Origin of the sequence: Sphaerospermopsis sp. LEGE 08334, assembly GCF_015207205.1 — a bacterium.
Classification (GTDB): domain Bacteria; phylum Cyanobacteriota; class Cyanobacteriia; order Cyanobacteriales; family Nostocaceae; genus Sphaerospermopsis.
This window is the reverse complement of sequence record NZ_JADEXH010000024.1, coordinates 14,643-41,179: the sequence shown is the minus strand read 5'-3', so window position 1 is coordinate 41,179 and position 26,537 is coordinate 14,643. Positions and strand designations below refer to the sequence as shown.

General features: G+C 36.9%; 17 protein-coding genes and 1 tRNA gene. 12 read left to right on the top strand and 6 right to left on the bottom strand.

Translation table 11 applies throughout. The annotated features are described in order from the left end of the window. Positions 1–230: 230 nt before the first annotated feature. From IQ237_RS14655 to IQ237_RS14645, 3 genes are all read right to left on the bottom strand, one after another. Positions 231–1,379 carry a histidinol-phosphate transaminase gene (locus IQ237_RS14655; RefSeq protein ID WP_194056363.1) on the bottom strand — a complete coding sequence of 383 codons (1,149 nt, stop codon included), beginning with the start codon at positions 1,377–1,379 and terminating at the stop codon, positions 231–233. 311 nt (positions 1,380–1,690) lie between these two features. Beyond that, positions 1,691–1,834, bottom strand: a complete 144-nt coding sequence (locus IQ237_RS26325) for a YqiA/YcfP family alpha/beta fold hydrolase (RefSeq protein WP_228020299.1) — start codon at positions 1,832–1,834, stop codon at positions 1,691–1,693. Positions 1,835–2,165: 331 nt separating this feature from the next. Continuing rightward, the gene (locus IQ237_RS14645) at positions 2,166–2,984 is read right to left on the bottom strand and encodes a sulfurtransferase (RefSeq protein ID WP_194056361.1); all 819 of its coding nucleotides are present in this window, start codon (positions 2,982–2,984) and stop codon (positions 2,166–2,168) included. A gap of 96 nt (positions 2,985–3,080) precedes the next feature. Between IQ237_RS14645 and IQ237_RS14640 the strand changes: the two genes are divergently transcribed. Further along, positions 3,081–3,968, top strand: coding sequence for a tRNA (5-methylaminomethyl-2-thiouridine)(34)-methyltransferase MnmD (locus IQ237_RS14640; protein ID WP_194056359.1), 888 nt, complete (start codon positions 3,081–3,083; stop codon positions 3,966–3,968). A gap of 222 nt (positions 3,969–4,190) precedes the next feature. On the opposite strand, the gene IQ237_RS14635 is transcribed toward IQ237_RS14640, so the two are convergent. Both IQ237_RS14635 and IQ237_RS14630 read right to left on the bottom strand, forming a co-directional pair. Continuing rightward, positions 4,191–5,264, bottom strand: coding sequence for a serine/threonine-protein kinase (locus IQ237_RS14635; RefSeq protein ID WP_228020298.1), 1,074 nt, complete (start codon positions 5,262–5,264; stop codon positions 4,191–4,193). 140 nt (positions 5,265–5,404) lie between these two features. After that, positions 5,405–6,307 (bottom strand): alpha/beta fold hydrolase, encoded by a 903-nt coding sequence (locus tag IQ237_RS14630; protein ID WP_194056357.1) that lies wholly within the window; start codon positions 6,305–6,307, stop codon positions 5,405–5,407. A 331-nt stretch (positions 6,308–6,638) separates the two neighbouring features. Here IQ237_RS14630 and IQ237_RS14625 point away from each other — a divergent pair, with 331 nt between their 5' ends. Further along, complete coding sequence (locus tag IQ237_RS14625; protein WP_194056355.1) at positions 6,639–8,138, top strand: S-layer homology domain-containing protein; 1,500 nt, start codon at positions 6,639–6,641, stop codon at positions 8,136–8,138. Between the two features lie 151 nt (positions 8,139–8,289). Here IQ237_RS14625 and IQ237_RS14620 read toward each other — a convergent pair whose 3' ends face one another. Continuing rightward, on the bottom strand, positions 8,290–9,297 hold the full coding sequence (locus IQ237_RS14620; protein WP_194056353.1) for a mechanosensitive ion channel family protein: 1,008 nt from the start codon (positions 9,295–9,297) through the stop codon (positions 8,290–8,292). Between the two features lie 404 nt (positions 9,298–9,701). Here IQ237_RS14620 and IQ237_RS14615 point away from each other — a divergent pair, with 404 nt between their 5' ends. From IQ237_RS14615 to IQ237_RS14570, 10 genes are all read left to right on the top strand, one after another. Beyond that, a complete protein-coding gene (locus IQ237_RS14615) occupies positions 9,702–10,619 on the top strand; it encodes a histone deacetylase (protein WP_194056351.1) in 918 nt (305 codons plus the stop codon). A gap of 55 nt (positions 10,620–10,674) precedes the next feature. Further along, the gene (locus IQ237_RS14610; protein ID WP_194056349.1) at positions 10,675–15,003 is read left to right on the top strand and encodes an AAA domain-containing protein; all 4,329 of its coding nucleotides are present in this window, start codon (positions 10,675–10,677) and stop codon (positions 15,001–15,003) included. After that, positions 14,984–15,832, top strand: coding sequence for a hypothetical protein (locus IQ237_RS14605; RefSeq protein ID WP_228020297.1), 849 nt, complete (start codon positions 14,984–14,986; stop codon positions 15,830–15,832). Before IQ237_RS14610 ends, IQ237_RS14605 begins: the two co-directional genes overlap by 20 nt. A 150-nt stretch (positions 15,833–15,982) precedes the next feature. After that, entirely contained in the window at positions 15,983–17,125 is a 1,143-nt protein-coding gene (gene gshA, locus IQ237_RS14600; protein WP_194056347.1) for a glutamate--cysteine ligase, read from the top strand. Between the two features lie 271 nt (positions 17,126–17,396). After that, a complete protein-coding gene (locus tag IQ237_RS14595; RefSeq protein ID WP_194056345.1) occupies positions 17,397–17,858 on the top strand; it encodes a tRNA (cytidine(34)-2'-O)-methyltransferase in 462 nt (153 codons plus the stop codon). Positions 17,859–18,667: 809 nt separating this feature from the next. Further along, positions 18,668–20,977 (top strand): peptidoglycan DD-metalloendopeptidase family protein, encoded by a 2,310-nt coding sequence (locus IQ237_RS14590; RefSeq protein WP_309225764.1) that lies wholly within the window; start codon positions 18,668–18,670, stop codon positions 20,975–20,977. Positions 20,978–21,242: 265 nt separating this feature from the next. Beyond that, positions 21,243–21,316 (top strand) — tRNA-Met (locus IQ237_RS14585). 251 nt (positions 21,317–21,567) lie between these two features. Continuing rightward, complete coding sequence (locus IQ237_RS14580; protein WP_194056341.1) at positions 21,568–22,662, top strand: ParA family protein; 1,095 nt, start codon at positions 21,568–21,570, stop codon at positions 22,660–22,662. A gap of 16 nt (positions 22,663–22,678) precedes the next feature. Then, positions 22,679–25,228, top strand: coding sequence for a U32 family peptidase (locus IQ237_RS14575; RefSeq protein WP_194056339.1), 2,550 nt, complete (start codon positions 22,679–22,681; stop codon positions 25,226–25,228). A gap of 293 nt (positions 25,229–25,521) precedes the next feature. Further along, the gene (locus IQ237_RS14570; protein WP_194056337.1) at positions 25,522–26,250 is read left to right on the top strand and encodes a phosphate/phosphite/phosphonate ABC transporter substrate-binding protein; all 729 of its coding nucleotides are present in this window, start codon (positions 25,522–25,524) and stop codon (positions 26,248–26,250) included. Positions 26,251–26,537 lie beyond the last annotated feature (287 nt).

Below are 26,537 nucleotides of genomic sequence, written 5' to 3'. Positions count from 1 at the left end.
TTTGGAAACGAGGTAAAAACCAACAAAGTGCAAGGTTTTCCTACTCATAGTTTCCAAAACCTTGCACCTATTTTCTTTGTTATCACCCTCAAACTCTTTATTCATCGTGGTTTTCAGTTTATTCAGCAAACCCTATGTTAGTTGGTGTGTTGCCGCAAACAGTGACAATAGTGCGTCGTCTTGGCAGTGATTTAGACGACGAATGTTTTGATTATTAATAGTGAATATAGTTAATATTCCAGCTTGGCTAAAGCTGTTTGTAATCGCGTCAAGGTACGAGAGTTTTCTTCTGGTGTTCCTAGAGTAATTCTCAATCCCCCAGGCAATAATCTGATTAAAGTGCCTTCATTTGTGAGTGTTTGATTGATCATTTTTAAAGCTTCATTGACTGGTTGAGAAGTATTCGGTTTCAAACGCAGGTAAATAAAGTTAGTGTCACTAGCTGTGATTTCTAAAGTTGGGTGTGGGGATAAAGCCGTGATCAGTTTACTGCGTTCACTCAGAGTTTGGGGAATGGAACTGAGCAAAAGTTGGCGATTTTGTAAAGCTACTAAAGCGGAAGCAAGGGAAAAACTGGGTAGATTGTAAGGAAGACGGACTTTTTCTAAAATAGCGATCGCATCAGGATGACCTACACAATAGCCTACTCGCATAGCTGCTAACCGGAAAGCTTTAGAAAAAGTCCGCAACACTATCCAGTTTGAATGCTGTGCTAATTCCCCAACCAAGGTAGTTTGGCTAAATTCAAAGTAAGCTTCATCAATCACTACCAAAATTTCCTCTGGTAAACTTTTCAACCATGTTACTTCTGCCGCAGTCAAACTATTAGCTGTGGGGGAATTGGGATGAACAACGAAAACCACCCTAATTGGAGGATTTTGAGTTTCTGCTAGGGCTGATTGTGCCGCTTTCAAATCTATTTCAAAATTGCTGGCATTTCTACCCACACTCACCACAGGAATACCCAAAGTTTGCGCCAAAATGGCATACATGGAAAAAGTGGGATCAGCAACTAAAATCGAACCTTCTTGCCCCAAACAAGTGGCGATTAATAAAGAACGAATCAGTTCATCGGAACCATTACCTACAGAAATATGAGCAGCGGTGAAAGTGGAGGATGAAAGGTTAGCTGACTCATTGACATATTCGGCGATCGCTTCTTTGAGCGCCTCATGTCCACCATCAGGATAACGATTGCTTTCTATAACTTGTTGAAAAGTCCATGCTAATTTTTCTTTGATCTCTGATGGCAAATCATAGGGACTTTCATTAGTATCCAGCCGATCAAATTGCGTTGCAACCTGTTCGCTTGTATTGCTGCTGGGGTGGGGTTTGTAAGCAGAAAATTGGTTTAAATCAGAACGAATAAATGGAAGCATCATTTGTTAGTTGTTAGGGAACTATTAAGAGCTTGTCCTAAGTTGACCATTTTATAGACAAAAATATACTTATGTTAACAAAAATGGACATAAGTTAGCTCAGAAAAATGCCAACTTGATATATAATCCTCAGATATCAAGTATTGAATCAGACTATTACCGACGCGAAAACCAAGGATTGATAGTGATAGTCTGTTTCCAAATCTTAACCTGAGAAAGTCGCGTTGGGCTACAGCGTGCAAGTCTACTGAGGGATAACCGCTCCCATGCTCCCGTTGAAGTAGAAAGTAAAGTCTAGCTTTGTCTAGGTTTTATATAGCAGGGAACAGAAAGCAGAAGGCAGCAAGCAGGGGACGCAGGGCAGGTAGGGGAAGATGAATAACCTCGCTCAAATCCTGTGCTTTGGTTGATTTAGGACTGGAAGCAAAGCCATGAAGATAGATGAATGAAGTCAAATTAAAACTCCCGATCCATTATTAACTCAAAACTTAATTGTTACCAGGATTATTTCTAGGATTATTTCCAGGGTTGTTATTCTGTCTATTTTCGCGGATGACTTCTCCTGTTTTGACAAAAGAATCTATTGATCCCAAAGGATTATTCCTGATTGATTCTCTTCCTAAATTATCTCTGGTAGGACGGTTGATAAATCTTTGTTCGCGCCTAGATTCTCTATTGTTAGAGCGATTGTTGGAGTTATTATTGGCGTTGTTATTAGATCGATTGATTTTTCTAGTTAGTTCTTTAGTGTCCAGTCCCCCATCACCTATTCTCTATTCTCTATTTCTAATAACTAATCCAATCACTCCAACTACCTGCATAAAGTTTAGCTGTGGAAATTCCAGCTAGTTCTAAAGAAAGTAAATTGACACAGGCGGTTACACCAGAACCACAATAAACTAAAATTTCTGTAGTAGGTGCTATTTTTTCCCATCGCTGACGTTGTTCTGATTGGGGAAGTAAGAAACCGGAAGTGTCGGTGACTTCTTGCCAAGGATAGTTTACAGCACCAGGAATATGACCAGCTATTTTATCGGTTGGTTCTCGTTCTCCACGATAGCGATCGCCATCTCTTGAATCTACTAAAACTACATCTGGACTATCTTTGAAATTTTTAACATAAACATAATCTACAACTTTTTCTTGATTTAAATGAGGTGTAAAAGTTTCCTTTTTAAGTGCTGGAATTATATCTGTAACAGGATAACCAGCTTTTTGCCAACCAGCAAAACCACCATCTAAAACGGCTACTTGTTCATGTCCTAAATAACGCAATAACCACCACAAACGAGATGCAAAAGCCAAACGTGAATCATCATAAGCGACTACTAAAGTTTTTTGCGATGTTACCCCAATTTTTGCTAATTTATCTGCTAAATTATTGGGGTTAGGTAAAGGATGTCTTCCCCCATGTTCAGCGACAGGGCTAGATAAATCCTGATTTAAATCTAAATAGTAAGCTCCTGGAATATGACTTGTTTGATATTGGTTTTGTCCTAATTGTGGATCAGCCAAAGAAAAGCGACAATCAATAATGACTACTTGGGAATCATTAAGATGGGTAAATAGCCATTCGAGAGAAACAACAAATTGATGATTAATCATAAGTGACAGGTGACAGGTGACAGGAGGAAGGTTATTTTCGCTCACCCAGTATCCTAACTGCTGAATGATGAATATTGAAATGAGGTAACGAGAAAAATGTCAGATACAAATAATTTTACACTTCAATCGACAAAAGATGGTTCGTTTACATTCTTCTCCCAAGAATTTAATGAAGCTTTTCATAGTAATTATGGAGCAAAACAAGAGAGCTATCTAAAATTTGCAGTTCCCACTCAAGTACAGAAAGTAGCCAAGAAAGGAATAGTCAAAATTTTAGATATTTGTTATGGTCTAGGATACAATACAGCGGCTGCTTTGGAAGTAATTTGGCAAGAAAATCCTACTTGTATAGTGGAAGTTATTGGTTTAGAAATAAATCCTGAAGTTCCCAAAGCAGCGATGAGCCAGGATATATTTAATGATTGGGATGATGAGTATAGAACTATTTTAAACGAACTGGCATTTAAGCACTATTGTCAAACAAATCGCTTACAAGCCAAATTACTCATAGGTGATGCTAGAAAATTAATTCAAGAAGTAGGTAAATCAGGTTTTTTAGCAGATGCTATTTTTCTTGATCCCTTTTCACCACCCCATTGTCCCCAATTATGGACTGTAGAATTTATACAAAAATTAACGCAGTGTTTACACAGAGATGGTTTATTAGCGACTTATTCCTGTGCTGCTGCTGTACGCACTGCACTTTTAGCGGCTAAGTTGGTAATAGGTTCTACCGCACCTGTAGGAAGGCGCACTCCTGGTACTATTGGAGCATATCCCGATGGGGTAAATGACATTACAGGGATTTATCCCCTTTCAGTGGCCGAAAAAGAACATTTACAAACTCGTGCTGCTATTCCTTATCGAGATCCTTCTTTAAGTGATACTGGTGAGTTAATATTAAGCAGAAGGCGACAAGAACAAGAAACGAGTTCCTTAGAAACAACTTCAAAATGGCGCAAACGATGGCTAGGAAAGGGTTAATATTTGACAATTTGCCGTCAACAGACTAGAAGCCTGTTTTACTTCTTGATCATGGGTATATTATTTCAGAACTTGAATTTCAACGCAAGGCAAGTAATATTTTAAGGAACCTAAAACAATTACAAAAGATTCATTCATAAGCTATTAATTGCTTGGTTGAGAATTAGTTAATAACTTTTACCCATGTTTTTTTGTAATAAATAAACAATTATATATTTTAAATTACTTGACTAAATAATTATTATTTTTACTACTATTCACTTCTATTAAATTCGGCTTTAACTCGACATTAGAATTTATAGCATCACCTAGTTGAGAAATCATAAAATTTGAGCCTAAACCTAATAAAATTCCCGTCACACTTAAACCCAGCAGAGCTATAATTTTTTGTTGATTTATTGCGATCCACCAAATATCTAATATCTGATCTGATATTGTACCAGAACCCATCACCGGAATAGGTATTAGTGCTGCTAAAGCATCCGCAGCATTAGCATAACGATATTTACGATTTGGTGCAACCATTTTCTTTAACCATGAACAAAAACTTGGACTGATATCAGGAAGTAATTCCTGAAAATTAAAGCGACATTTATCATCCATTAATTTACCAATATCCGCAGACCGACTATTTGTCAACAAGCAAATTAATGTTACACCTAAACTATATAAATCAGCTGCTGCTGTTAAAGGATATCCAAATTCTGCTTCTGGGGGAATAAACCCCGGAGTACCAGCAACCAATGTACTCAAAACTGCTTTTTTATCCTGTGTCTTTGCTAAACCAAAATCTACTAAATAAGCTTGTAATTGCTGGTCTAATAAAATATTATCTGGTTTGATATCTCGATGAATAATTTTAGGTTCTTGTTCTTGTAGATAAACTAAAATATCTAAAATTGATAAAGCAATTTCCTTTATTTCTTGGGGATGAAAGCAGCGTCTCAAACCTAATGATGGGGCGTTTTTATATTCTTGGACTAAATAGAAACATCCTGGTGTTTCAAAAGAATCTATATAATGAGGGATGCGGGGATGATTTAATCTTTGTAAAAACTGCATTTCCCTTTCATAAGCTTTCACACCATACCAGTCAGCAGTTGTATTTGCAAAACAAAATTCCTTTATTACTACTTGTTTTTGAGATTTGATATGATTAGCTAAATAAGTAATGCGTCCTCCTTCTGAGTTTCTGCCTAATTCTTGAATTACTTGATAGCCAAATGCGGAAAAATCTGGATAATTGTTGTAGGGTTTATTCTCTTTATATCCATGATTGACATCAAACTCTATCATAAAAAACACATATAAATGTTATTTTGTCAAGACAAAATTTGAAAAAAGATTGTCCTCAGTTGAGAGAGGAATTAGGTAACAGGTAATGATATTCACAAATTACCCATTACCCATTACCCATTTCAGATGGTTTTGATGTTTTATCCTACGGACTTCCAGTTTTTCTGTGCTAACCAGTCAATTATTGCAGCGTTGACAATATCTGGAACTTCATCATGGGGACAATGACCGGCGTTAGGAATAGGCACAATTTGAATATCTTTACCATTGTTACCCGCCTCTTCGTAAATTTTAGCTCCGGTAATTGGAGTCCAAGGATCATTAGCACCCCAAATTACTAACAAAGGCCATTTTAACTGCGGTAATAGTTCTTCGGGAGCAGGTCCTGGAGGTGCGGTGAGAATGGAAGCAAAAACTTGTTGCGCTCCTGGATCACAAGATGGTGTATAAAGTAAATCAACAAGTTCATCTGTTACAGCCTGGCGATCGCAATATACTTGATACAATGTGCGGCGAATTTGTGATTTTTGGCGAATGCGGTTAAAAACAAATTTTCCTGTGACTGGGTTAGCTACTAACTTGTTAAAAGTGGACATGAACACTCGTAAAACCGGGTTTAATTCATGGGGACGATGACTCAAACCACCAGCAGAATTTATTAATACTCCCCCAGCAGCAATTTCAGGATGTTCTGTGAGAATTATTAAACTCAACAGTGCGCCAATGGAATTTCCTATAAATATAGCCGGTGTTTGAATGTGTGAATCATAAAAATCTTTTAACAGTTCTACCCACACTTCCATGCTATAATTAATGGTCGCTTTGTCCGAACCACCAAAACCTAGTAAGTCTACAGCAAACACCCGATAACCAGCATTGGCTAAAACAGCTATATTTTTGCGCCAGTGTCCTATAGAAGCACCAAAACCGTGAATGAGTACCAAGGGTTGACCTGTACCCATCACAGTATATTGAATTTTATAATCTTGCCAAGTCCAAACTTGTTTTTCTATGGTTTGTAAATTCTGGGTTGTAATCGTCATTCGTTAAGATTCCTAAAGTATTGTTTCTTTATGCTAATCCTCCTGGCATTCTAGACAAAACATGAGCGAAAAAACTACATAAGATGTACACTAGCACCTGTAACTTTCACGTAGCATCAAAATAACTACTGAATATTACCTATGTAGTGTTATAATGTCAGTTCAATAATGGACAATTAACAATGGACAATTGACAATGACCTCTCCCTGAAAGTCAGAGGATTGAAAAAGCGGATTTTTTTGGGTTTTTTCCCCTTCAGAGGGGAGGTTTTAAACCTTGAATGAAACAATTATCAATTGTCAATTGTCAATTATCAATTGATAAAATACTATGATTTTAAGTAGATTAACTAATTCTAGGAAAGTCCTGATAGCGTCAGTTTCTCTCATAGCCTTGTCGCCAATACATTCTACCTTGGCTGCATCTCAACTATCTGCTGTATCTGTTACAATCCCATCAACAATCAATGATCAGCAGCTTTTAGCACAAGAAACTACTCAAGAGGAAGAAACATCAACTCCTACTGCTTCTGCCAGGAGAGAAAAGTCAGGATTTACTTTATATATCTGGCAACCAGGTGGTAAAATATCAGAAGTAATTGCCCGGATATCTATTAAAGGTAAATATGGTGGTAAATATCTCAAAGAAAGATTTTTAGGCGATTACAAATATAAAATTAAGCAGAAAGCCAAATTTGTCAATGGTTTTAAATTGGGCGATCGCATTGTTGTCCGATTGTATGATACTAAAAACCGTTTTATTGGCTATACCGAATTTGCTTGTTTGCCTAATCATACAACAGTAAACCTGATTTTATCAGCCAATCCCACTGAAGATCCAGTAGTGCGAGTCTTTTATGGAGTTGATAATAACGAAGATGGCATCATTGACAGAGATGCAGCTATCAAATACGACTACTTCACAGAACTCAAAAACCAAAAAGTTACCTTCCTCACCAGTTCCGAAAATCTCAACATTACTCAATACCAAGCAGCGGGTTTTGCTAACGTTGCTCAAACCAGCGTTTATCCTGCAACCTTTAGTGAAGGCGAGTTTGCCCTAGCAGGTAAAACCATTACCGTCTATGATCCTAAATTAGCACCAGCCTTAACATCTATTCCTGGCAGTTTGGTAAAGTTAACCCAACTCGGTAACAACTCCACATTTCAACTTCACGAGTTATTAGCTAAATATCGCTCAGTGGGTGTAGCTCAAGGTATTCGAGTCAACTTTTCTGATATTCCCAAAGATTACTGGGCTAAAGATTATATCGCCGAATTGGCAGCAATGGAAATCATTGATGGCTATCCTGATGGTACATTTCGCCCTAACGCCCCAGTTACTCGCGCCCAACTAGCAGCCCTCTTGCAAAAGACATTTATTAAAAGTAAAGTACGAAAAGCTATAAATTTTCGAGATGTTCCTCCAGATTATTGGGCTTATAATGCTATTCGTGAAAGTTACGAAATGGGTTTTTTCACAGTTGTTAACAGCAGAAACTTTAACCCCACACAAAAACTGAAACGTCTCGATGTTTTAATTACCTTAGCTAAAGGATTGAATTATAAATTTAGCGGTTCTACAAAAGATATTTTGTCTATTTATAATGATGCTTATACTATCAGAAGCGAACACCGCGAATTTATCGCCGCACTCACAGAAAATGGCGTAATTGTCAACTATCCCAATGTAAAATTATTAAACGGTGACAAGCAAGCTACCAGAGCCGAAGTTAGTGCCTTGTTATATAGGTCTATGGTAAGTGCAGGTGAAACTGCTGATTTTGCTTCCAAATATACAGTTAAACCTGTTAGAAAAGGTGAGAGGTGACAGTGAGGGAAAGCACAATTTTTAACACAGATACTCACCCAAGAAATCAGTAGTTCAAGGATATCAAGGAGTTTTTTGTATTTGAATCTTTTTCCTGATTCCAGTATGGGTTTAGCACTGCTAAAACCATACAAAATCATACGTAATTAAATTAAACGCTACGCATATAAACTTCTCTAATTGGAAAAGGAATTTCAATACCTTCTTGTTGATAGCGTTTGTGTAACTTCTTCACCAACAAATGTTTACCAATGCGCTGGTCAAAATATTCACTGACTCGCATATAAAGAGTATAATCTATGCTAAAATCATTGAAAGTGTGAAACCTTAGATAAGGTTCAATCTGAATTAATTCTGGTGCAATTTCCTGCATCACTTCTTTAGCGACTTCTATAGTCACTTTTTCCACTAATTCCAAATCGCTATCATAACTAACACCCACATTCATAGTTAAAGTAATTTCTTTTGCAGGTAGATGATAATTAGTAAAAATTGCCGAAGCTAATTTAGAATTAGGGACAATGATCACATTATTAGAAATTTCCTTGATTGTGGTGTTTCGCCAAGTAATATCTGTGACATAACCTTGATGACCATCATCTAATTTAACATAATCCCCTGCTCTTACCTGCTTAGAAATAACTAAATAAAAACCAGAAAATAAATTAGCTAAGGTGTCTTGGAGAGCTAAACCAACAGCTAAACCTCCAATTCCCAAGGTGGTAACTATGGGAGTAATTTCAATACCCACAGTTTGCAAAAGAATTAATGTTCCCAAAACTAAAACAATTGTTTTAGCTAAATTAGAGAGCAGGGATGTAGAAACTCCCTCGGTACGTTGAACAAATAAATTGACAAAACCGGCAGTCAGTCTAGCTAAAACTAAAGTTACAGAATATAATAAAATTATGGTGATGATTTTTTGCAGAACATTAGCAATACCTGGTTTAACAGGAGAACTAAGAATAGCCCAAAAAAAACCTGCCAAAACAAACCAAATAAAGGTCATTCTGTGCAGTGATTGAAATATAATCTCACTTCCAGGAATTTGTCGCTTAATAACAAAGCTTTTAATTCTATTAAAAATAACTTTTTCGCCAATTATGCCAGCCAGAAAGCCAACTAGAATAAATATAAGAGGTATAATCCATTGCATCATAGTTATATTTGATAGTGAATTGACAGTTGAAAATTACAAGAGTCAAGATTGAGAACGATGGTTAACTCAGGAATATAGCTAGAAGCGAAAAGCTGAATGCTGACCTGAAAATTAGGATATCAACAATTAGCAAATTAAACTCGCTAAGTTTTTCCAGAGAAATTGATGTATAATGATCATCCGAGCAAAAATATGTGATACATTATAGCAATGATAAATAGTTGATGATATGTTTACTAAAATCCGATTTATACCTAAAAAGAAGTTACTTTTCTTACTTTGAAAAACACAAATAAATTAATTGTTTGCTGACGACAATCTAGTTGGAGACTGATTTTTGAGACTTAATTCTCAGTATCAGTAGTAGTTAACCTCAAAATTTATTGGTGTACTTCACCTAAGTAATGGATCTACCAATTATTTACCATCAAGATTATATTGCACCTCTACCACCTGGACATCGCTTCCCCATGTCGAAATTTCGACAACTGTATGAATTACTATTGACTGACAGGGTAGCACATCCAGAACAGTTTCACACTCCTGAATGTCCATCGCAAGAATTAATAGAATTAGTCCACACTAAAAGTTATGTACAAGCTTACTGCGAAGGAACATTAGCAGCAAAAGCACAAAGACGCATTGGTTTACCTTGGAGTCCAGCTTTAGCAAATCGTACCTGTGTAGCAGTCGGTGGAACAATCTTAACGGCTAAACTAGCATTAAACCAAGGTTTAGCTTGTAATACTGCGGGTGGAACACATCACGCTTTTCCTAATTATGGATCTGGTTTTTGTATTTTTAATGATTTAGCAATTGCTACTCGCGTTTTACAAAAATTAAGACTTGCTAAAAAGATTTTAATTGTTGATTTAGACGTACATCAAGGAGATGGAACCGCATTTATATTTGAAAATGATCAAAGCGTTTTTACATTTTCCATGCACTGCGAAATTAACTTCCCTAGTACCAAACAAACAAGTGATTTAGATGTACCATTACCACTAGGAATGGAAGACGATGCTTATTTACAAACCCTAGCTAATTACCTACCAGACTTGCTAACAGAAATTAAGCCAGATATAGTATTATATGACGCTGGAGTTGACACCCATATAGATGATAAACTAGGGAAATTATCTCTCACCGACACTGGAATTTTTCGCCGCGAAATGCAGGTTTTAACAACCTGTGTCAGTGCTGGGTATCCAGTGGCTTGCGTGATTGGTGGTGGTTATGCTGATGATATGAAATCTCTTGTTTGGAGACATTCTTTATTACATCGAGCCGCCAGTCAGGTTTATCACCAGTTTCATCTTTAAAACTATCTCTAACCTTATTCCTCTTGGTGTGAAATCAAAAACAATCAGGACATCCATGCAACAGAAATTAGTGAAAATAAACAATTCAGAAACCTTTGGCTATAGCTTATTAAATTCCACAATTGATAACTTAATTCGTAGCTTTGAAGGACAACAAGCAGTTACATCATATTCCAACTTTCGAGAAAAAAAAGAACGCGCTCATGAATTGATTTTTGAATGTATAGGTAAAAAAACTTGCCTATTTTATCTTCGCCGTCAAGGTAAGGGAAAAGATACAGGAGAGGAAATTTGGGATTTAACCATTGCTTCAGATGACAGTGAGTTTCAACTACCCAAAAGATTGAAAGAACTAAATAAAACTTTAGGATTGAGAGCCGCAGTGAAAAAAAATGGTACTGGTGGTTTAAAAATTCTCTCAGTTTATTTATTACCACTATCAAGAGGAAGAATTGACGCTTATGCTTTACCATTACCATTGCAGTTAGTTCCTAATTATTATGAGCCTATAAATATTTCTCCCCAGAGATTGGCACAAATAAATAAAATGCCAATATGCGGTAATCATATACCCACCGAAGACCAACTACAAGCATGGAAAGCTTTTTTGAAAATTGAAGAACGTATTGCTAAAGCCAGACAATTTTGTGTCAAATTTTTCCACTCCGAATATGACTGCAAACAAAAAGAAATCGCCTTAAAAATTGATATTAACTCAGCTACCCTTGATGGTGATGAAGAGAATTATTTAGATGTAGAAAACTTTTGGGAAAGGGTAAAACAGGCAAAAAATCAAGATATCAAATTTTCTGATTCTGTACCTACTGAAATAACTCGTCGCACTAGTCGTCAATTAGGAAATATTGAAAAAATTGACCACAGAAATAATCTTATTCACATCAGACTTGAGCGGGAATTAGTAGAATATATAGCATCGGAAAATTATCAAATACCAACAAAAGGATACTTATTTTTTGATGCTGCTGGTGATATTAAACAAATTAAGCGTAAAGAAAAAGCATTAGAACAATTAAAACAAGGACGGACACAAAACCCATATTTAGGAGATTTCTTATTTGACGCTTCCCAAGCCAGACCTATTCAAAAAACTGTTAAACTAAAACCACAAGATTTGTTATTATCTGCTGCAAATTCAGGTCAAAAAGCATCTGTAGAGAAGGTAATGGCAGCAGAAGATTTAGTTTTGATTCAAGGTCCACCAGGAACAGGTAAAACGACTGTAATTGCCGAAATTTGCTATCAAATAGCTTTGCGTGGTGGTCGCACATTAATTACTTCTCAAGCTAATTTAGCAGTTGATAATGCTTTAAGTCGCTTAGTTCACAATCCAGTTATCCGCGCTGTCAGAAAAGGAAAAGCTGAAAAAGTTGGAGAAGAAGGACAAGGATTTTTAGAAGACCAAGTAATTAACAGATGGTTAGAAAATACTGCTAATGACTGTGAAAATAATCTCAATCAACACAGAGAAAATATACAAATTCTTCAGCAGCTATTAACAACATCGAAAAGATTTACAGATTACTTAAAATTAGTGGAAAAAGTCAATCAGAAACAAAAGAAATTAAAAGATGAAAAGATAAAATTAGAGAATGTTTACATAACTCAAGAAACTGTCTATCATGAATTGCTTGAGCATAAAAATGAAATTGAATCTTTAATTAATGGGTTAAAAGATATTATCAATAAACCACAAAATATCAATTGGGATGAGCCAGAAATTAAAGATTTTTTACCCCGTTTGCAACCTTATACATTAGAAAATAATCTAGTAGGAGATTTTCGGGAAAAAGTCAATCAAGCTATTAAGTATACCGATGAACTGGGGGTTATTTGTCCTGTGGGTGATGCCTTCGGTTTAGCTGTCTGGTTGCGGGAAACCATAGCCAAGGAAATTGCCGGATTTCAATCAACATTCACCTATGCTTATGATGCAACTATCGCTATGTCAGACTTAGCGAAATTAGTACAGGTTTTCCAAAAAAAATCAGCCTATTTACATCAGTTACAAACAGAGTATCAAAAGTCTATTAATCAGGAGCAAAAGCTACAACCAACCATTCAAAATTGGGAAAACCGTAAACGAGAAATTGATTATATTATCGCAGCAGTTAAAGAGTGGAAAACTACAGCATATTCCCATCTTTACCAAGTTTTGGAAAATTGCCAGCAATCTGATTTATTATTGACTGAAGAAATGCTGCATTTACCACTGGGTTTATTGATGTTTGCTAAAAACTTAAACTTACCAATCTTACCAAAGAATTACCAAATTAAATTACCAGAATGGGAATTACTAATCAAAGCATTGTCTTATGAAATTGATGGTAATTGTACTGATAGAAGGGGTAAAAAGCATAATTTTAGCTATTTTATGCAGCAAAATTTTAGTCAAATTCTCTTATTCTTGGAAAAGAGCGATCGCCAAAAATGGCAAGCAACATATCAACAGTTTCAAAAGTATCAATTACTCACTACAAAACAACGTCAATTATTAGTTGAAAATGCCCAGAGTTTTTTAATTCAACTGCAACAAACCTACAGTGCATCTTATGAATTAAATAACCTGGATTCTACTTTAACTAGAATTACCCAAGAATTATTAGATACAATTCTTGCTAATTCTCGTCAATGTGTTCTCAAATTAAAAACAGAAGCAGAGCAACAACTTAATAATTTGCACAAACAACAACAGTTAAATCAACCTCCAAATAATCAAATTACCCAAGAACAAATATTGGCAACTCAAACTCAGGTAGAAAAAGCCAGTCAAGATGCTAATTTCCTGCTGGAAAGAGTTGTAAAAATTTTGGAACAGCTGAATAAACAACCACAGCTACCTGTAAAATTACGAAATCTCACACAACAATATTTAGCAAAACAAGCAAATATTTGGGAACAGCATCAAGAATTTGAGAAACAAGTGCAGCTTTGGGAAACTTGCATAACTCATCTGGATGATTTAAATTCCTCCTTAGATGCTTTCTCAGTATTCGAGAATATTCAAGAATCTTTAAAAGAGGAACTAGTAAAAATAAATAAAACCAGCAAAACCTCTTTACAAAAACTTGAAAAAGCAAAAATTAAATTAACTGAAATAGAAGAAAAATTAAAATCCCAGATCCCGAATGATTTAATCATAGAAAAAAATTGGTGCGAGATGACTTGGCAACAAATACCTGATCAATTTAAACCTCAGCCCAAAACCACAGAAACAGATTTCTTGAATTTGGAATTTTTGCAGCAGATAAAACAACAATTTGATCCTTGGCAACAACAACTACAAAATGAAGAAGATTATTTGCGGAAATATCAAAACTTTGTCCAAGATTGGATTACCAAACTACGTCAACCTTCAGAAAGAGATAGTAACGATTTAAGACAAATTTATTTAGATAATGCTAACGTCGTTGGTATCACCTGCGTGCAAGCTGCAAATTACAATTTCTCGGAAGAATTTAAATATTTTGATGTTGTCATTATTGATGAAGTAAGTAAATGTACACCTCCAGAATTAGTTATCCCCGCATTGAAAGCCAAAAAATTAGTCATGGTAGGAGATCACCGACAACTACCACCAATGCTAGAAATTGACACAATAGAAGAAGTCGCAGAAACAATGGGACATTCTAGAGAAGAAATGGGATTTCTCGAAGAATCCTTATTTAAATTTCAGTTTGAAAATGCCGATAATAGCATTAAACAAATGCTCAATACCCAATATCGAATGCACCCCAATATTATGGGAGCAATCAATCAGTTTTATGATGGTAAATTAGAATGTGGCATTTTAGAACCAGATAGCAAACGCGCCCATAATTTAGCAGGTGAAATCATTAAACCAGAACATCATTTAGTGTGGGTGACAACGCCTAGAGAAGATGAATTTGCAGAAGAAAAATTAGGAACATCATTTTTTAATCCCCAAGAAGTAGATGTCATTGAAAAAATCTGTCAAGATTTTGAAAATGCTTGGCGTTCTAGAGTTGCTAATGGTGAACCTAAAAAAGAAATAGCAGTTATTACATTTTATGGCGCTCAACTGCGAAAAATAGATGAACGTTTACAACCGGAACTTTTTCCATCATTGCACATTAGAACAGGTACAGTTGATAGATTTCAAGGTATGGAAAGACCAGTTGTAATTGTGAGTATGGTGCGGAATAATCCTTTAGGAGATGTGGGATTTGCTAAAAAACCAGAAAGGGTAAACGTCGCTTTTTCTCGCGCTCAAGAATTATTAGTAATTGTTGGTTGTCACGATTTATTTACCAGCAACTCTGGTAAAGTTGGTCGAATGTATTCAGAAGTAGCAAATCTCGCCACTCGTCATGGAGGTTTTATTGATGTTTCCTGGTTCTGTTGATAGAAATATTGATCCGCATCTCAAAAATATAGTCACCGAAATTGAAACAGAAAATCCCCAATTATCAGTTTTTGCAGCCCGTCAATTTCGCTATAGTTTGCGTAAAAATACCTTAGAATTAACAGTTAAAGAACCACGTCCATTTAATGTCATGGAAGAGTTTATCATCCGTGCTGGACTGGAATTTGAACCCCCACCAACAGGAGATGAATTAGCATCTATCCTGGGACTTGATCCTGTATTTGTTCACAGTACAATTTCCACACTTCAATCATTACAAACTTTGGCATTGAAATCACCTATTACCGTTACCCCAGAAGGACAATTATTTTATGAAAAAGGTACAGTACCACTGCCGGCTTATACAGTGGAAATTTATGCAGTTACCGATTTTTTAGAAGGTAAACTTACCTGTAAAAACGAAGATTTAAATCATGATGTCTCTATGAAATTACCTGATTTAGCCAACTTAGTGAAAATAGAACATATAAATATTGATATCTCTATTTTACCTTTGGAAAGAATACAGCAGATTATTCAAAATTCAGGATTAACATTTCATGTACCAGAAGCAGGAAAAATAGTCACTGCTTTTAAGGTGATTCAACCTACACAAATTATTTGGAAAAATATATCTCTTTTGGTGATTTTCGATGGTATGGCTGATAAATTTAAAATTCAAATTCGTAGCGGTAAGCGCATATCAGAAGCAGCATCAACTAGGGTAACTTCCTTATTAAATGAAGGCAGAATTTCCTTAGCAGCATTATGTGATTTATCTGATGCAACCATCAATTCTGCAAGAGCAAAAATAATGAGTAATTCATAATTGGGTAATAGGTAATGGGTAATAGGTAATAGATAATTCGTAATTAGAAATTACTACCCAATCACCAATCCCCAATCCCCAGATGCAAAAAATCGTTAAATTTGATACAATTTATTTATTAAAATTAGGAGAGCCAAGGAGCAAAATAAAGTGGTCTTAACGAAAGGCTTTGAAATTGAGATGTATACTGGCACACCTCAAGGTGAAATAGTTGGTCTCTCCGACCAAATTGTTGCGGATTTACAGGGATTTATGCGAGAGCCAGATAGCCGCAACGTAGAATACATAACTAAAGCTTCCACCAGTTACGAAAATCAATTATGTGGCTTATTGCGCCCACGTCAGCAGTTACGGAAATATTTGCAGCGGTTAAACAATTACACATTGATACCAGGGAGTACCCTGTCTTTGGGAAGAAGCGATCGCTTTTACCGTTCTGACCTCACTAACCCTTATCATGACTACATTGAGCAAACCTACGGGACAAAAGTTGTCACCGCCAGCGTACATATTAATATTGGCATTTCCGATCCGGAAATATTAATGCGTGCCTGTCGGATTATCCGTATAGAAGCGCCACTTTTCCTTGCCCTAAGCGCCTCATCACCATTTTTAGATGGTAAAGCCACCGGTTATCATTCTACCCGGTGGGGACTCTTCCCCCAAACTCCCAGTCATGTACCTCTATTTGCCAGTCATGACCATCATATTCAATGGGTGGAAGCACAGTTAAAAGCTAAAAAAATGCACAATGTCCGACATTTGTGGACATCAGTGAGACCCAATGGCGATCACCGTCCTTATGATTTAAATCGCTTAGAATTGCGAATTTGTGATTTAGTAACTGATCCTATTTCCTTATTAGCAATTACAGCCTTATTAGAAGCGCGGTTATTGCAAATCATTGACAACCCCAATATTGACCCCTTAACCCAAAGCAGTTTCTCACCTGAAGAACTAATTAACATAACCGCTAAAAATGAAATGGCAGCAGCCACATCCAGTCTTGATGCCCAATTGCAACATTGGCAAGATGGTAGTACCATACTCGCCAGAGATTGGATTAACCAGCTATATCAAGAAGTTTGGGGCATAGCCAAACAACAAGGCTTCGGTTGTTTCCTGTCTCCCTTACAGAAAATTCTCCGTGAAGGCAACGAAGCCCAACAATGGTTACAGTTACACAAACTTGGTGTCGATGCCCAGCAAGTCATTAAACAAGCCATCATTGCTACCCAAGAACGGGAACAAGAACTAGAAAGCAAATTATTGTGTTCCTCTGTCGTCACCTAGTGGTGACTGGGGAGACAATTTTGGATTTTGGATTGTATTTCATGAATCCAATCTAAAATCTAAAATCTAAAATTCTCCTGCCTCCTTGACCTTATTTGTTTTAAAAATCTAATGTGTCCCTAGTGGTTCATGCCTATTAACAAAACCTATATATCGTCTATATGTGTTTTTAGGTATATTTTCTCTGATATACTCATAAACCCCAGTATCTTCCTTGGTTTCTACTGGATTTTGACTTTTGACTTTTAACTTTTAACTTTTGACTTGTCTTATGCCCCAGGTAGTTTTAGTTAACCCGCAAATTCCCCCAAATACAGGCAATATTGCCCGTACTTGTGCCGCTACAGGGACAGAATTGCATTTGGTAGGTCCATTAGGATTTGAAATTAGCGATCGCTACCTCAAAAGAGCAGGTTTAGATTACTGGCCTTACGTCAAACTGCACTATCATGAATCCCCAGAAGCATTCCAAATCGTCCATCAACAGCGAGGCGGCAGATTATTGGGGTTTAGCGTTCGTGGCAGTTTTAACTATATTAACTACCAGTATCAAACCGATGATTGGTTATTGTTTGGCAGTGAAACCACAGGTTTACCGCCAGATGTTCTCAATGTCTGTCACTCCACCCTCTACATACCCATGTACGAACCCGGCGTTCGCAGCTTGAATCTATCCGTAAGTGTGGCTATTGGCTTGTTTGAATGCCGACGACAGTTAGGGTATCTACAATAGTTAGTTAGGTTTTACTTATAAAGACTGAATTAGTCAGGAAAGAAGCAAATTCTCCACTTAACTATTTAAGTATTATTACTGAAGTGAGGTTTAGATGTAACAACACTTATATACTAAATCAACCTAGATAAAAAAACTGCTGAGTCCAAAGATGGTCATATAAGAAATTTGTATAGAAACTTTGATTCCAAGCCAAGAGACAGTGATAGATTTTAGTGAATTGAAATTTTATCTCTGTCAGAGGTAAAATCATCAAAGCATTTACTGTCAAGCATCTTAGCTATTTGTATTATGAAATACAATCAACCATATCAGAAACTGCGGCAGATTTGTACGGTTGTTTTTTAGGAAATAAAAGCCGTAAAGTCTCCTGTTGATAAGACTGATTAGATAAAAAAACTTAGAAAATATCTACAGCAGGAACATCGTTTTTTTCAAAGTTGCAGCAGAGCAAATGCTAACAGCGATAGTGGACGGGATCAAAGCTATTAGATTTGTCCAGTCCCCGCTTTGAAAGCATGAGCATCAGGCATAACTGTCAAGAGCGAAAAATCCTGGGTTTTGTGAGGAGTGAAAACAGACAATTCAACGCAAAAACCTTAAGGTTGACTAACAAGTGTGAACTTGTCTAAATCAGAGAAGCAGGTTAATCTTGCCTAAGTATCTCTGGTAAATGTGATCTTGATCTATCGTTTGATGTGATCTCAAATTATGGATTAATATCCAACAGAAAAATCAAGATCAGTTAAGCGAAGCGTGATCATAGGAGGTCGTCTTTGAAACGAGCATTGAAAAAGAGAGTAAAGGCTGTGTTAAACAATACTCCCAACAGCGATGGTGTCGTGATCGAGCCGTCAAATGAGACAATTCACAAAACAAACCGCCGAGCGGGAACCCAAGCCGCGATGATTGGCTTGGCAATCTCAATGGGCGCAACCAGCCTTTTGGTGACTCGACAAAGCGATCAAGCCCAAGCAGCCGCGCCTGTTGGCAGTCAAAAAGCAGCCTCAACAATTCCTGCTGCTTCTGACACTGAGATAAAATTTGCGGCCACAAAGCTGGAGTCCCAAGCCGTCCCTTCAGCGAGCGTGCCTGAAAATCCTGTCATTGTCGGGGAACCAACAGCAGTTTCGCAAATGCCTGGGCTTGAAGCTAAATGGCCAGTTGCAGCCAAGGAAATGGCTGTACAAATTCAAACATCAGAAGCTAACAAAAATGCTGTCTACTTGCAACCCCAAGTAGAGCAGGGATTGAATAACAACTCAGTTCAATCTCGGTTACAAACAGAACAACCACTGTCCCAGACAGAATCGCAATTTTCTCAAAATCAGGGTGTTGCTGATTCTCAATCCCCAGTCTTAATAGTAGAATCAGCAAACCCAGTTAGCAATGATGTTAATGCACAACTAAAAGCGCAGCAAGAGTTCGCAATCAATCGCTTACAGGAAAAATCCAACCGGTTAAGAAATAGTCTTGCCCAGTTGCGGCCTGATGAGACCAATAACTTATCAGAAACTGGTATTGACGTAGCACAACCAACAACTGTAGCTGATAACAGTTTGCCAGTACAGTCGTCAGAGGTGATAGATGCTAACCAAGCCGACCTGATATCCAGGTTAAAACAGGATAAACAAACAAGTACGCCAGTGCAGAAAGCATTAACACCTGCACCCGCACCCGCAATTGTCGCGCAATCCGCAGCTACAACCTACGAAGTTAAACCCGGAGACACATTAGCCGAGATTGCTGATAATTACGGGACTTCTGTTTCCGATATCATCAAAGCTAATAATCTCGATGATCCCAACCAGTTGCAAATCAGTCAAAAACTGATTATTCCCACAGCTAAAGCAGAGCGTACCAGTTACACTCAGCCAACTGTAGCAATCAGTCCTACTTTCATCCGGCCTAGCAGCAATCCCAAACTTGCTGTTTCTCCTCTAAGTAAACTTGATCCAGAAGCTAATCTACCTCTGATTCCACAGTCACCAGTGGAAAGCAACAATAACAGTGTTGCCATTCCCGTACCTGTAGTCAAACAGTCACCAGTCGCTAGGAACAACAGCAGTGTTGCTATTCCCGTACCTGTAGCTGGGAATCAACTGCCGCTAACCGCAGAAACTGAATTCACTGCTACTAATTCCTTGGCAGTGGGTGGTGATAATTCACAACTGGATATTGCGACAGAAACACCAACAGAGCAACAACTACCTCAAAAAACAGCAAAGCTCAAAGGTCCTGAGCGTATCCGCAGCTTGCAAGCCGAAATTGAAAGACTAAGGGAAAAATACCGCGCTCAAAAGTCTGGTGTAACTGTGGCTAACGTGGATGAAACTGAAAATACACCAGTCCCCGTTGTGGTGGAGAAAGCCAATAATCAAACAAATTTTCCAGTTAATGCTCAACTGAATGCGGTATCAATTTCTGTACCCAAGCCGATACAACCAGGCTATAGTCAACAACCGGTTAAGCCCTTGGTAAGTGCGGCTCGACCCAATAATGAGCCAATTAACCCCCAATTCCTATCAAGGCAAACAGCTTTACCTGGTAACTCCTCTGGTAGTTCTTCTAGCATTAGGTTAAACGTACCTACCGCTGGTGTCAACTCTAGTGACTCCTTGGGTAACTTGCGCGGAACCAGAGTATCCCCAGCTTTACCACCTTTGGCAGCAGTAGATTTATATCTGCCTAAGTCTGTTGAAGAACCTACAGAGCCTTCCTCTTCCACCGCGCATATTTGGCCTGCTAAGGGTGTGCTTACCTCTGGCTATGGCTGGCGCTGGGGTAGAATGCACAGAGGTATTGATATTGCTAACGGCGTGGGTACACCAATTTACGCCTCGTCTGCCGGTAGGGTAGAAAGAGCAGGTTGGAACAACGGTGGTTATGGACTCTTGGTTGATATCCGCCATCCTGATGGCAGCTTGACCCGCTATGCTCACAACAGCCGGATTTTAGTGCAAGTGGGTCAAGAAGTGGAACAAGGACAAACCATTGCAGCGATGGGTAGCACTGGTTTTAGCACAGGTCCCCACATCCATTTTGAAGTTCACCCCGCAGGTAAGGGCGCAGTTAACCCGATTGCTTTCTTGCCATCACGGACACAGGCACGCCTGTAAATACTTGGCTGCTGGTTAATTTAGTAATTGTCTTGTTTGTGGAGGGAGTTTGACTCCCTCTTTTATTTTGGAAATCTAGCAGGAGTCAGGAGTCAGAAGTCAGAAGTCAGGAGTCAGGAGGCAGGAGTAAGAGTTTAATTATTAATTGATGTCCTAACTACTCTGTCTAAGGCTATATGGAAGAAAAAATTTGGCAAAAAATTTGTTTTGGTCATTGCCACAGTCAAAATAGTGTGCTATATTAATTAATGTTGATGAAACGTTTGGCTCAGTAGCTCAGTTGGTTAGAGCACGGGACTCATAAGCCTGGGGTCGTTGGTTCAAATCCGACCTGAGCCATTTTTAAAAGAATAAATATAGTCAAGCCAGCACTGGTTTTATGTTAAATGAAAGCTTCTTGAAAGGATCTTTTTAGCATGGATATAGGTTAATCATTGCTGGTTAATATTATTTTAATTTAGTTTAATAACAGCAATAGATAAGAGTTCAATTATTACAAATGTTTTGAGCGTATTAAGTCCTAAATAATTTACTTAGGCTATACTAAGTAATACAGATTTTCCAATCAGACATTTACCAAAATAATTACAATGGTTCAAAAAATCGCCTTATTTAATCATAAAGGTGGTGTTAGCAAAACCACCACTACCTTTAACTTAGGTTGGATGCTTGCAGCAAAAGGTAAGAGAGTCATCTTTGTGGATACAGATCCTCAATGTAATCTTACAGGTATGGCTTTAAAAGAAGAAACAGAAGAAGATGAAGCGAGAATAGAAAATATCTACAATACACATTCTAATATTAAAACTGGTTTAGCACCTGCTTTTGAATCTCAACCAAGAGCTATTGAAGCAGTAGATTGTATTCCCATAGAAGGACAAGAAGGTTTATTTTTATTACCTGGTCATGTGGGCTTTGGTGAATACGAAGTAACATTAGGTATTGCTCAAGAACTAAGTGGTTCAATTCACACACTCAAAAATTTGCCGGGTGCAATTTCTGATCTTTTGGAAAAGACAGCTAATAAATTCAATGCTGACTATATTTTAATTGATATGAGTCCCAGTTTAGGCTCTATCAATCAAAATTTACTGATGACAAGTGACTTTTTCTTAGTACCTATGACTGCTGATTTCTTCTCTGTGATGGCAATTGATTCTCTATCTAGAATATTACCAAAATGGTGCGCTTGGGCAAGAATGGCGAGCGAAAACCCCATATTAAAAGAAGCTACTTATCCATTTCCTGAATTTAAGTTGAAATTTTTAGGTACTATAGTTCAAAACCATAGAATTAGGAATGGTAAAGAAATAAAAGCATTTCAAACATGGATAGAAAAAATAGAGAATATCGTTACGAATAAGTTAAAGCCTGTTCTGGAGCAAAATAATCTATTATTACCTAATCAAGTTTATACTGGGCAGGGTATGAATGGTAGTTTTACGATGACAAAAATTTCTGACTTTAATAGTTTAATTGCTCTATCACAAAAACACGCTATACCAGTTTATGCACTTACGCCAGAACAATTAAACCAGCAAGGTATAGTAAAAGAAAATAATGAAAAAAAGCAAGAAGAATTTAAAACAACATTTTCCGATTTAGCAGATAAAATTATTGCCTTATCATCGAGTTATGCAGTCAAACCATACCCCAATTTAGATACAATCAATAAACTCACATAAAAACTAACTTATCAAAATGACAACCACCACCAAAATCAAACTCCCCGAACTCTTAGCACCTGCGGGTAACTGGGAATGTGCAACAGCAGCAGTCGAAAATGGTGCAGATGCAATTTATTTTGGTTTAGAGAAATTTAATGCCAGAATGAGAGCAGATAATTTCACCATTGCAGACTTACCCGAATTAATGGAATTTCTGCACCTGCGGGGAGTCAAAGGTTATATCACCCTCAATACCCTAATTTTCCCCTCAGAACTGACAGAAGCAGAGCTTTACCTCAAAAACATCATTTCTGCGGGTGTTGATGCTCTTATCGTCCAAGATGTGGGTATTTGTCGTCTCATTCGTCATCTTTCCCCAGACTTTCCCATTCACGCATCAACCCAAATGACTATTACCAGTGCTGCTGGTGTGAATTTTGCTCAATCTTTGGGATGTCAATTAGTAGTTTTAGCGCGAGAATGTTCAATTAAAGAAATCAATAAAATTCAACAACAAATATCGGAAAAAAATATTATTTTACCCTTAGAAATATTTGTACATGGTGCTTTATGCGTCGCATATTCTGGACAATGTTTAACCAGCGAAGCATTAGGAGGACGTTCCGCAAATAGAGGTGAATGCGCTCAAGCTTGTAGAATGCCATATCATTTAATTGCAGATGGTAAATTTGTAGATTTAGGTAATAGAAAATATTTACTCAGTCCGCAAGATTTATCAGGTTTAGAAGTATTACCAGAATTAGTAAAAACTGGGGTGACTTCTTTAAAAATTGAAGGAAGATTAAAAACACCAGAATATGTTGCTAATGTCACTCAAGTTTATAGAAAAGCATTAGATGAAATAGCAGGAGTTAATAATTTTAATAATATTCAAGAAAAGGATAGATATAATTTAGAAATGGCCTTTTCTCGCGGACTTTATACGGGTTGGTTTGAGGGAATAAATAATCAAGAATTAGTTCACGCAAACTTCGGTAAAAAACGCGGTGTTTATTTAGGAGAAGTTACCCGCATTCAAAATGAACAAATAACCGTGAAAATTGCCGCACCTGTGAAACCTGGTGATGGGGTAGTGTTTGATAGTGGACACCCAGAAGCGAAAGAAGAAGGGGGAAGAATATATGAAGTTATATCCAAAGGTAAAGAAGTAATTTTAACTTTTGGGAGAAATAATTTAAACCCTTATAAAATCAAGATAGGTGATAAAGTTTGGAAAACCAGTGACCCAGAATTAGATAAACAAATTCGTCAAAGTTATGAAGGTGAATATCCCCAATTTACTAGACCTATTAATATAGATGTCTATGGGGAAGTGGAAGATAAATTAATAGCTATTTCCCAGGATGAAATGGGTAATATTGTTAAGGTTGAATCAGAGATATTATTACAAGAAGCACATACTAAACCTTTAACATCAGAAAAATTAAAGGAACAATTTGGACGTTTAGGAAATACACCTTTTCATTTAGCAAGTTTGCAAAATCAAATCATTGGTAAGGCAATATTACCTGTAAGTGAGTTAAATAAAATGCGTCGCGAAATAGTTGCTAAGTTGGAGCATTTAAGAAGTAAACCCAAACTTTGGCAATTAAATCATAGTGCAAAATGGCAGGATTTAATTAATGAAAATTCAGGTATAATTAAGAGAGTAATTAACCACGAAGTACACAAAGGACACGAAGGTAAGAAGGTTGAAGAAAGTCCTTCTGTTTCTTTGATAATTTTAGTGAGAAATATTCAACAACTCAAAGCAGCATTAACCGCAGATATTAAAACAATATACTGTGAATTTGAAGACCCGCGCAATTATAAAGAAGCGGTCAAAATATCCAGGGAATCTCAAAAAGCAACAAGTATTTTTGTTGTACCACCCCGCATTACTAAACCGGGAGAAAGTTGGATTTTAAAACAGGTGAAAGACTCCCAAGCTGATGGTTATTTGATTAGAAATTACGACCATTTAGAATATTTTGCAGGGGAAAGATGTATTGGGGATTTTTCCTTAAATGTTGCTAATCCTCTCACCGCAGATTATTTTATTAAGCGGTTTAATTTAGAAAGGTTAACTGCATCCTATGACTTAAATATTAACCAAATCGCAGATTTAATTACCAGTTATGCACCGCAATTTTTGGAGTTGACAATACATCAACATATTCCTATGTTTCACATGGAACATTGCGTTTTTTGTGCTTTTCTTTCTGAAGGAACAGACTACACTAACTGCGGTAGACCATGCGAAAAACACGAGGTCAAAATTAGAGACAGGGTAGGTAGTGAACACATCCTCAAAGCAGACGCAGGATGTAGAAATACAGTATACAATGGTGCTGCTCAAACTGGGGCAGAATACGTACAAAAATTAATAGGTTTGGGTTTGCAACATTTGAGAATTGAATTTCTCAACGAAACACCAGCACAAGTACAGGAAACCATACATTATTATCAACAACTTATCAAAGGAGAAATCACAGGTTCAGAACTGTGGAAAACATTAAAGTTACAAAATCAACTTTTACAAAATCAATTAGGTGTGACTCGTGGTGCTTTAGGTTTGACCTAAAGCTGTTATACAGCTAAATTTTATCATCCTCACATTGTTGACGCGAAACCTAAATCAAAATGTGGTTTATTTACCTGAAAATAGCTGTAAGTCTTGTGTTGCGGGCAAGATGCCCGCTAAGTTTGTATAAACTAATACAGAAAGTGAATTAATTTTACGTAAACATTTGAGTCGTTTTCATACTTTATATGAACTTTTGTCACAGGAATCACAATTGAGAAAATTTACCGATTACAACAGAAAAGAGAACACAAAAATCAATGTGATTCTGTTAATTTAAGGAAAAGTTAACAATGGATAAACTAACTTTAATGGTTTGCCCCCATGATACAGCAAAAAAACCAGATCGTTGGTTTAGATTTGCACAGTATCTAAGTCTTAATCTTCATGCAACAGTTCATTTTGAATTAGCAATGGATTTTCAGGAATTTCGGCAAAAAATGAATGATGCTGATATCGTTTATGCTAATCCAGGTGATTCCGTTACTTTGTTGAACAACAATTTTATTTCTGTAGCTCGTTCCAGTAATTTATATGATGAGGTGGTTTTTATTGCTCACAATGAGTTAAATAATCCTTCTCTTGCATCTTTTCAAGGTGCTAAATTGCTGAGTGTGATGAGTATGTTGGCAACGAAAGTAGGTTTAAATGCTTTGGAAAGTCAAGGAATTAAACCTTTAGAAGTGATTGATAAACCTAGTTGGTTAGCGGTGGTTAAAGCTGTCGCTAATCAGGAAAATGACGCATCTTTAGGTTTTGTTTATAAGGATACCTATGAAGAATTAGGAGAAACCACAAAAAGTCTGGTGAAATATATAGGAACTTCCGAACAAAAAACAGTTTTTCATCAGCTTGTTTTAGCGCCAAAAGCAACTCAAATTCAGAAAAGTTTGACTTCAGTTCTTTTAGAAATGAATCAAAATCCCAAGGGAAAAGATATTTTAAATGAATTGAATATTGAACAATGGATTATTCCTACTGCATCTGAAATAGAAAAGCTAAAACAAGTTGTAGCCGAATAGTGCGTCCTATTTATTGTCATTGAGACATGATAGGAATTACGCAACTAGCATATTAATAGGGTGCGTCATATATCACCGGGTAACCAATTTGCTTATTTATAGCTATAGCCATCAAAAGACGTAAGTAGGGTTTTAGTAATGCTAAACCTCAAAGAATTCAGGAGTAAAACCTTATTGTCGTGAGAGTTTTATTATGAATAGATGTCCTAACTACTTGTCTACAGCTATACATATTGTTTACATATTTTATGCAGTCTGACGCACCTGAAAATACTTGTATTTCTATC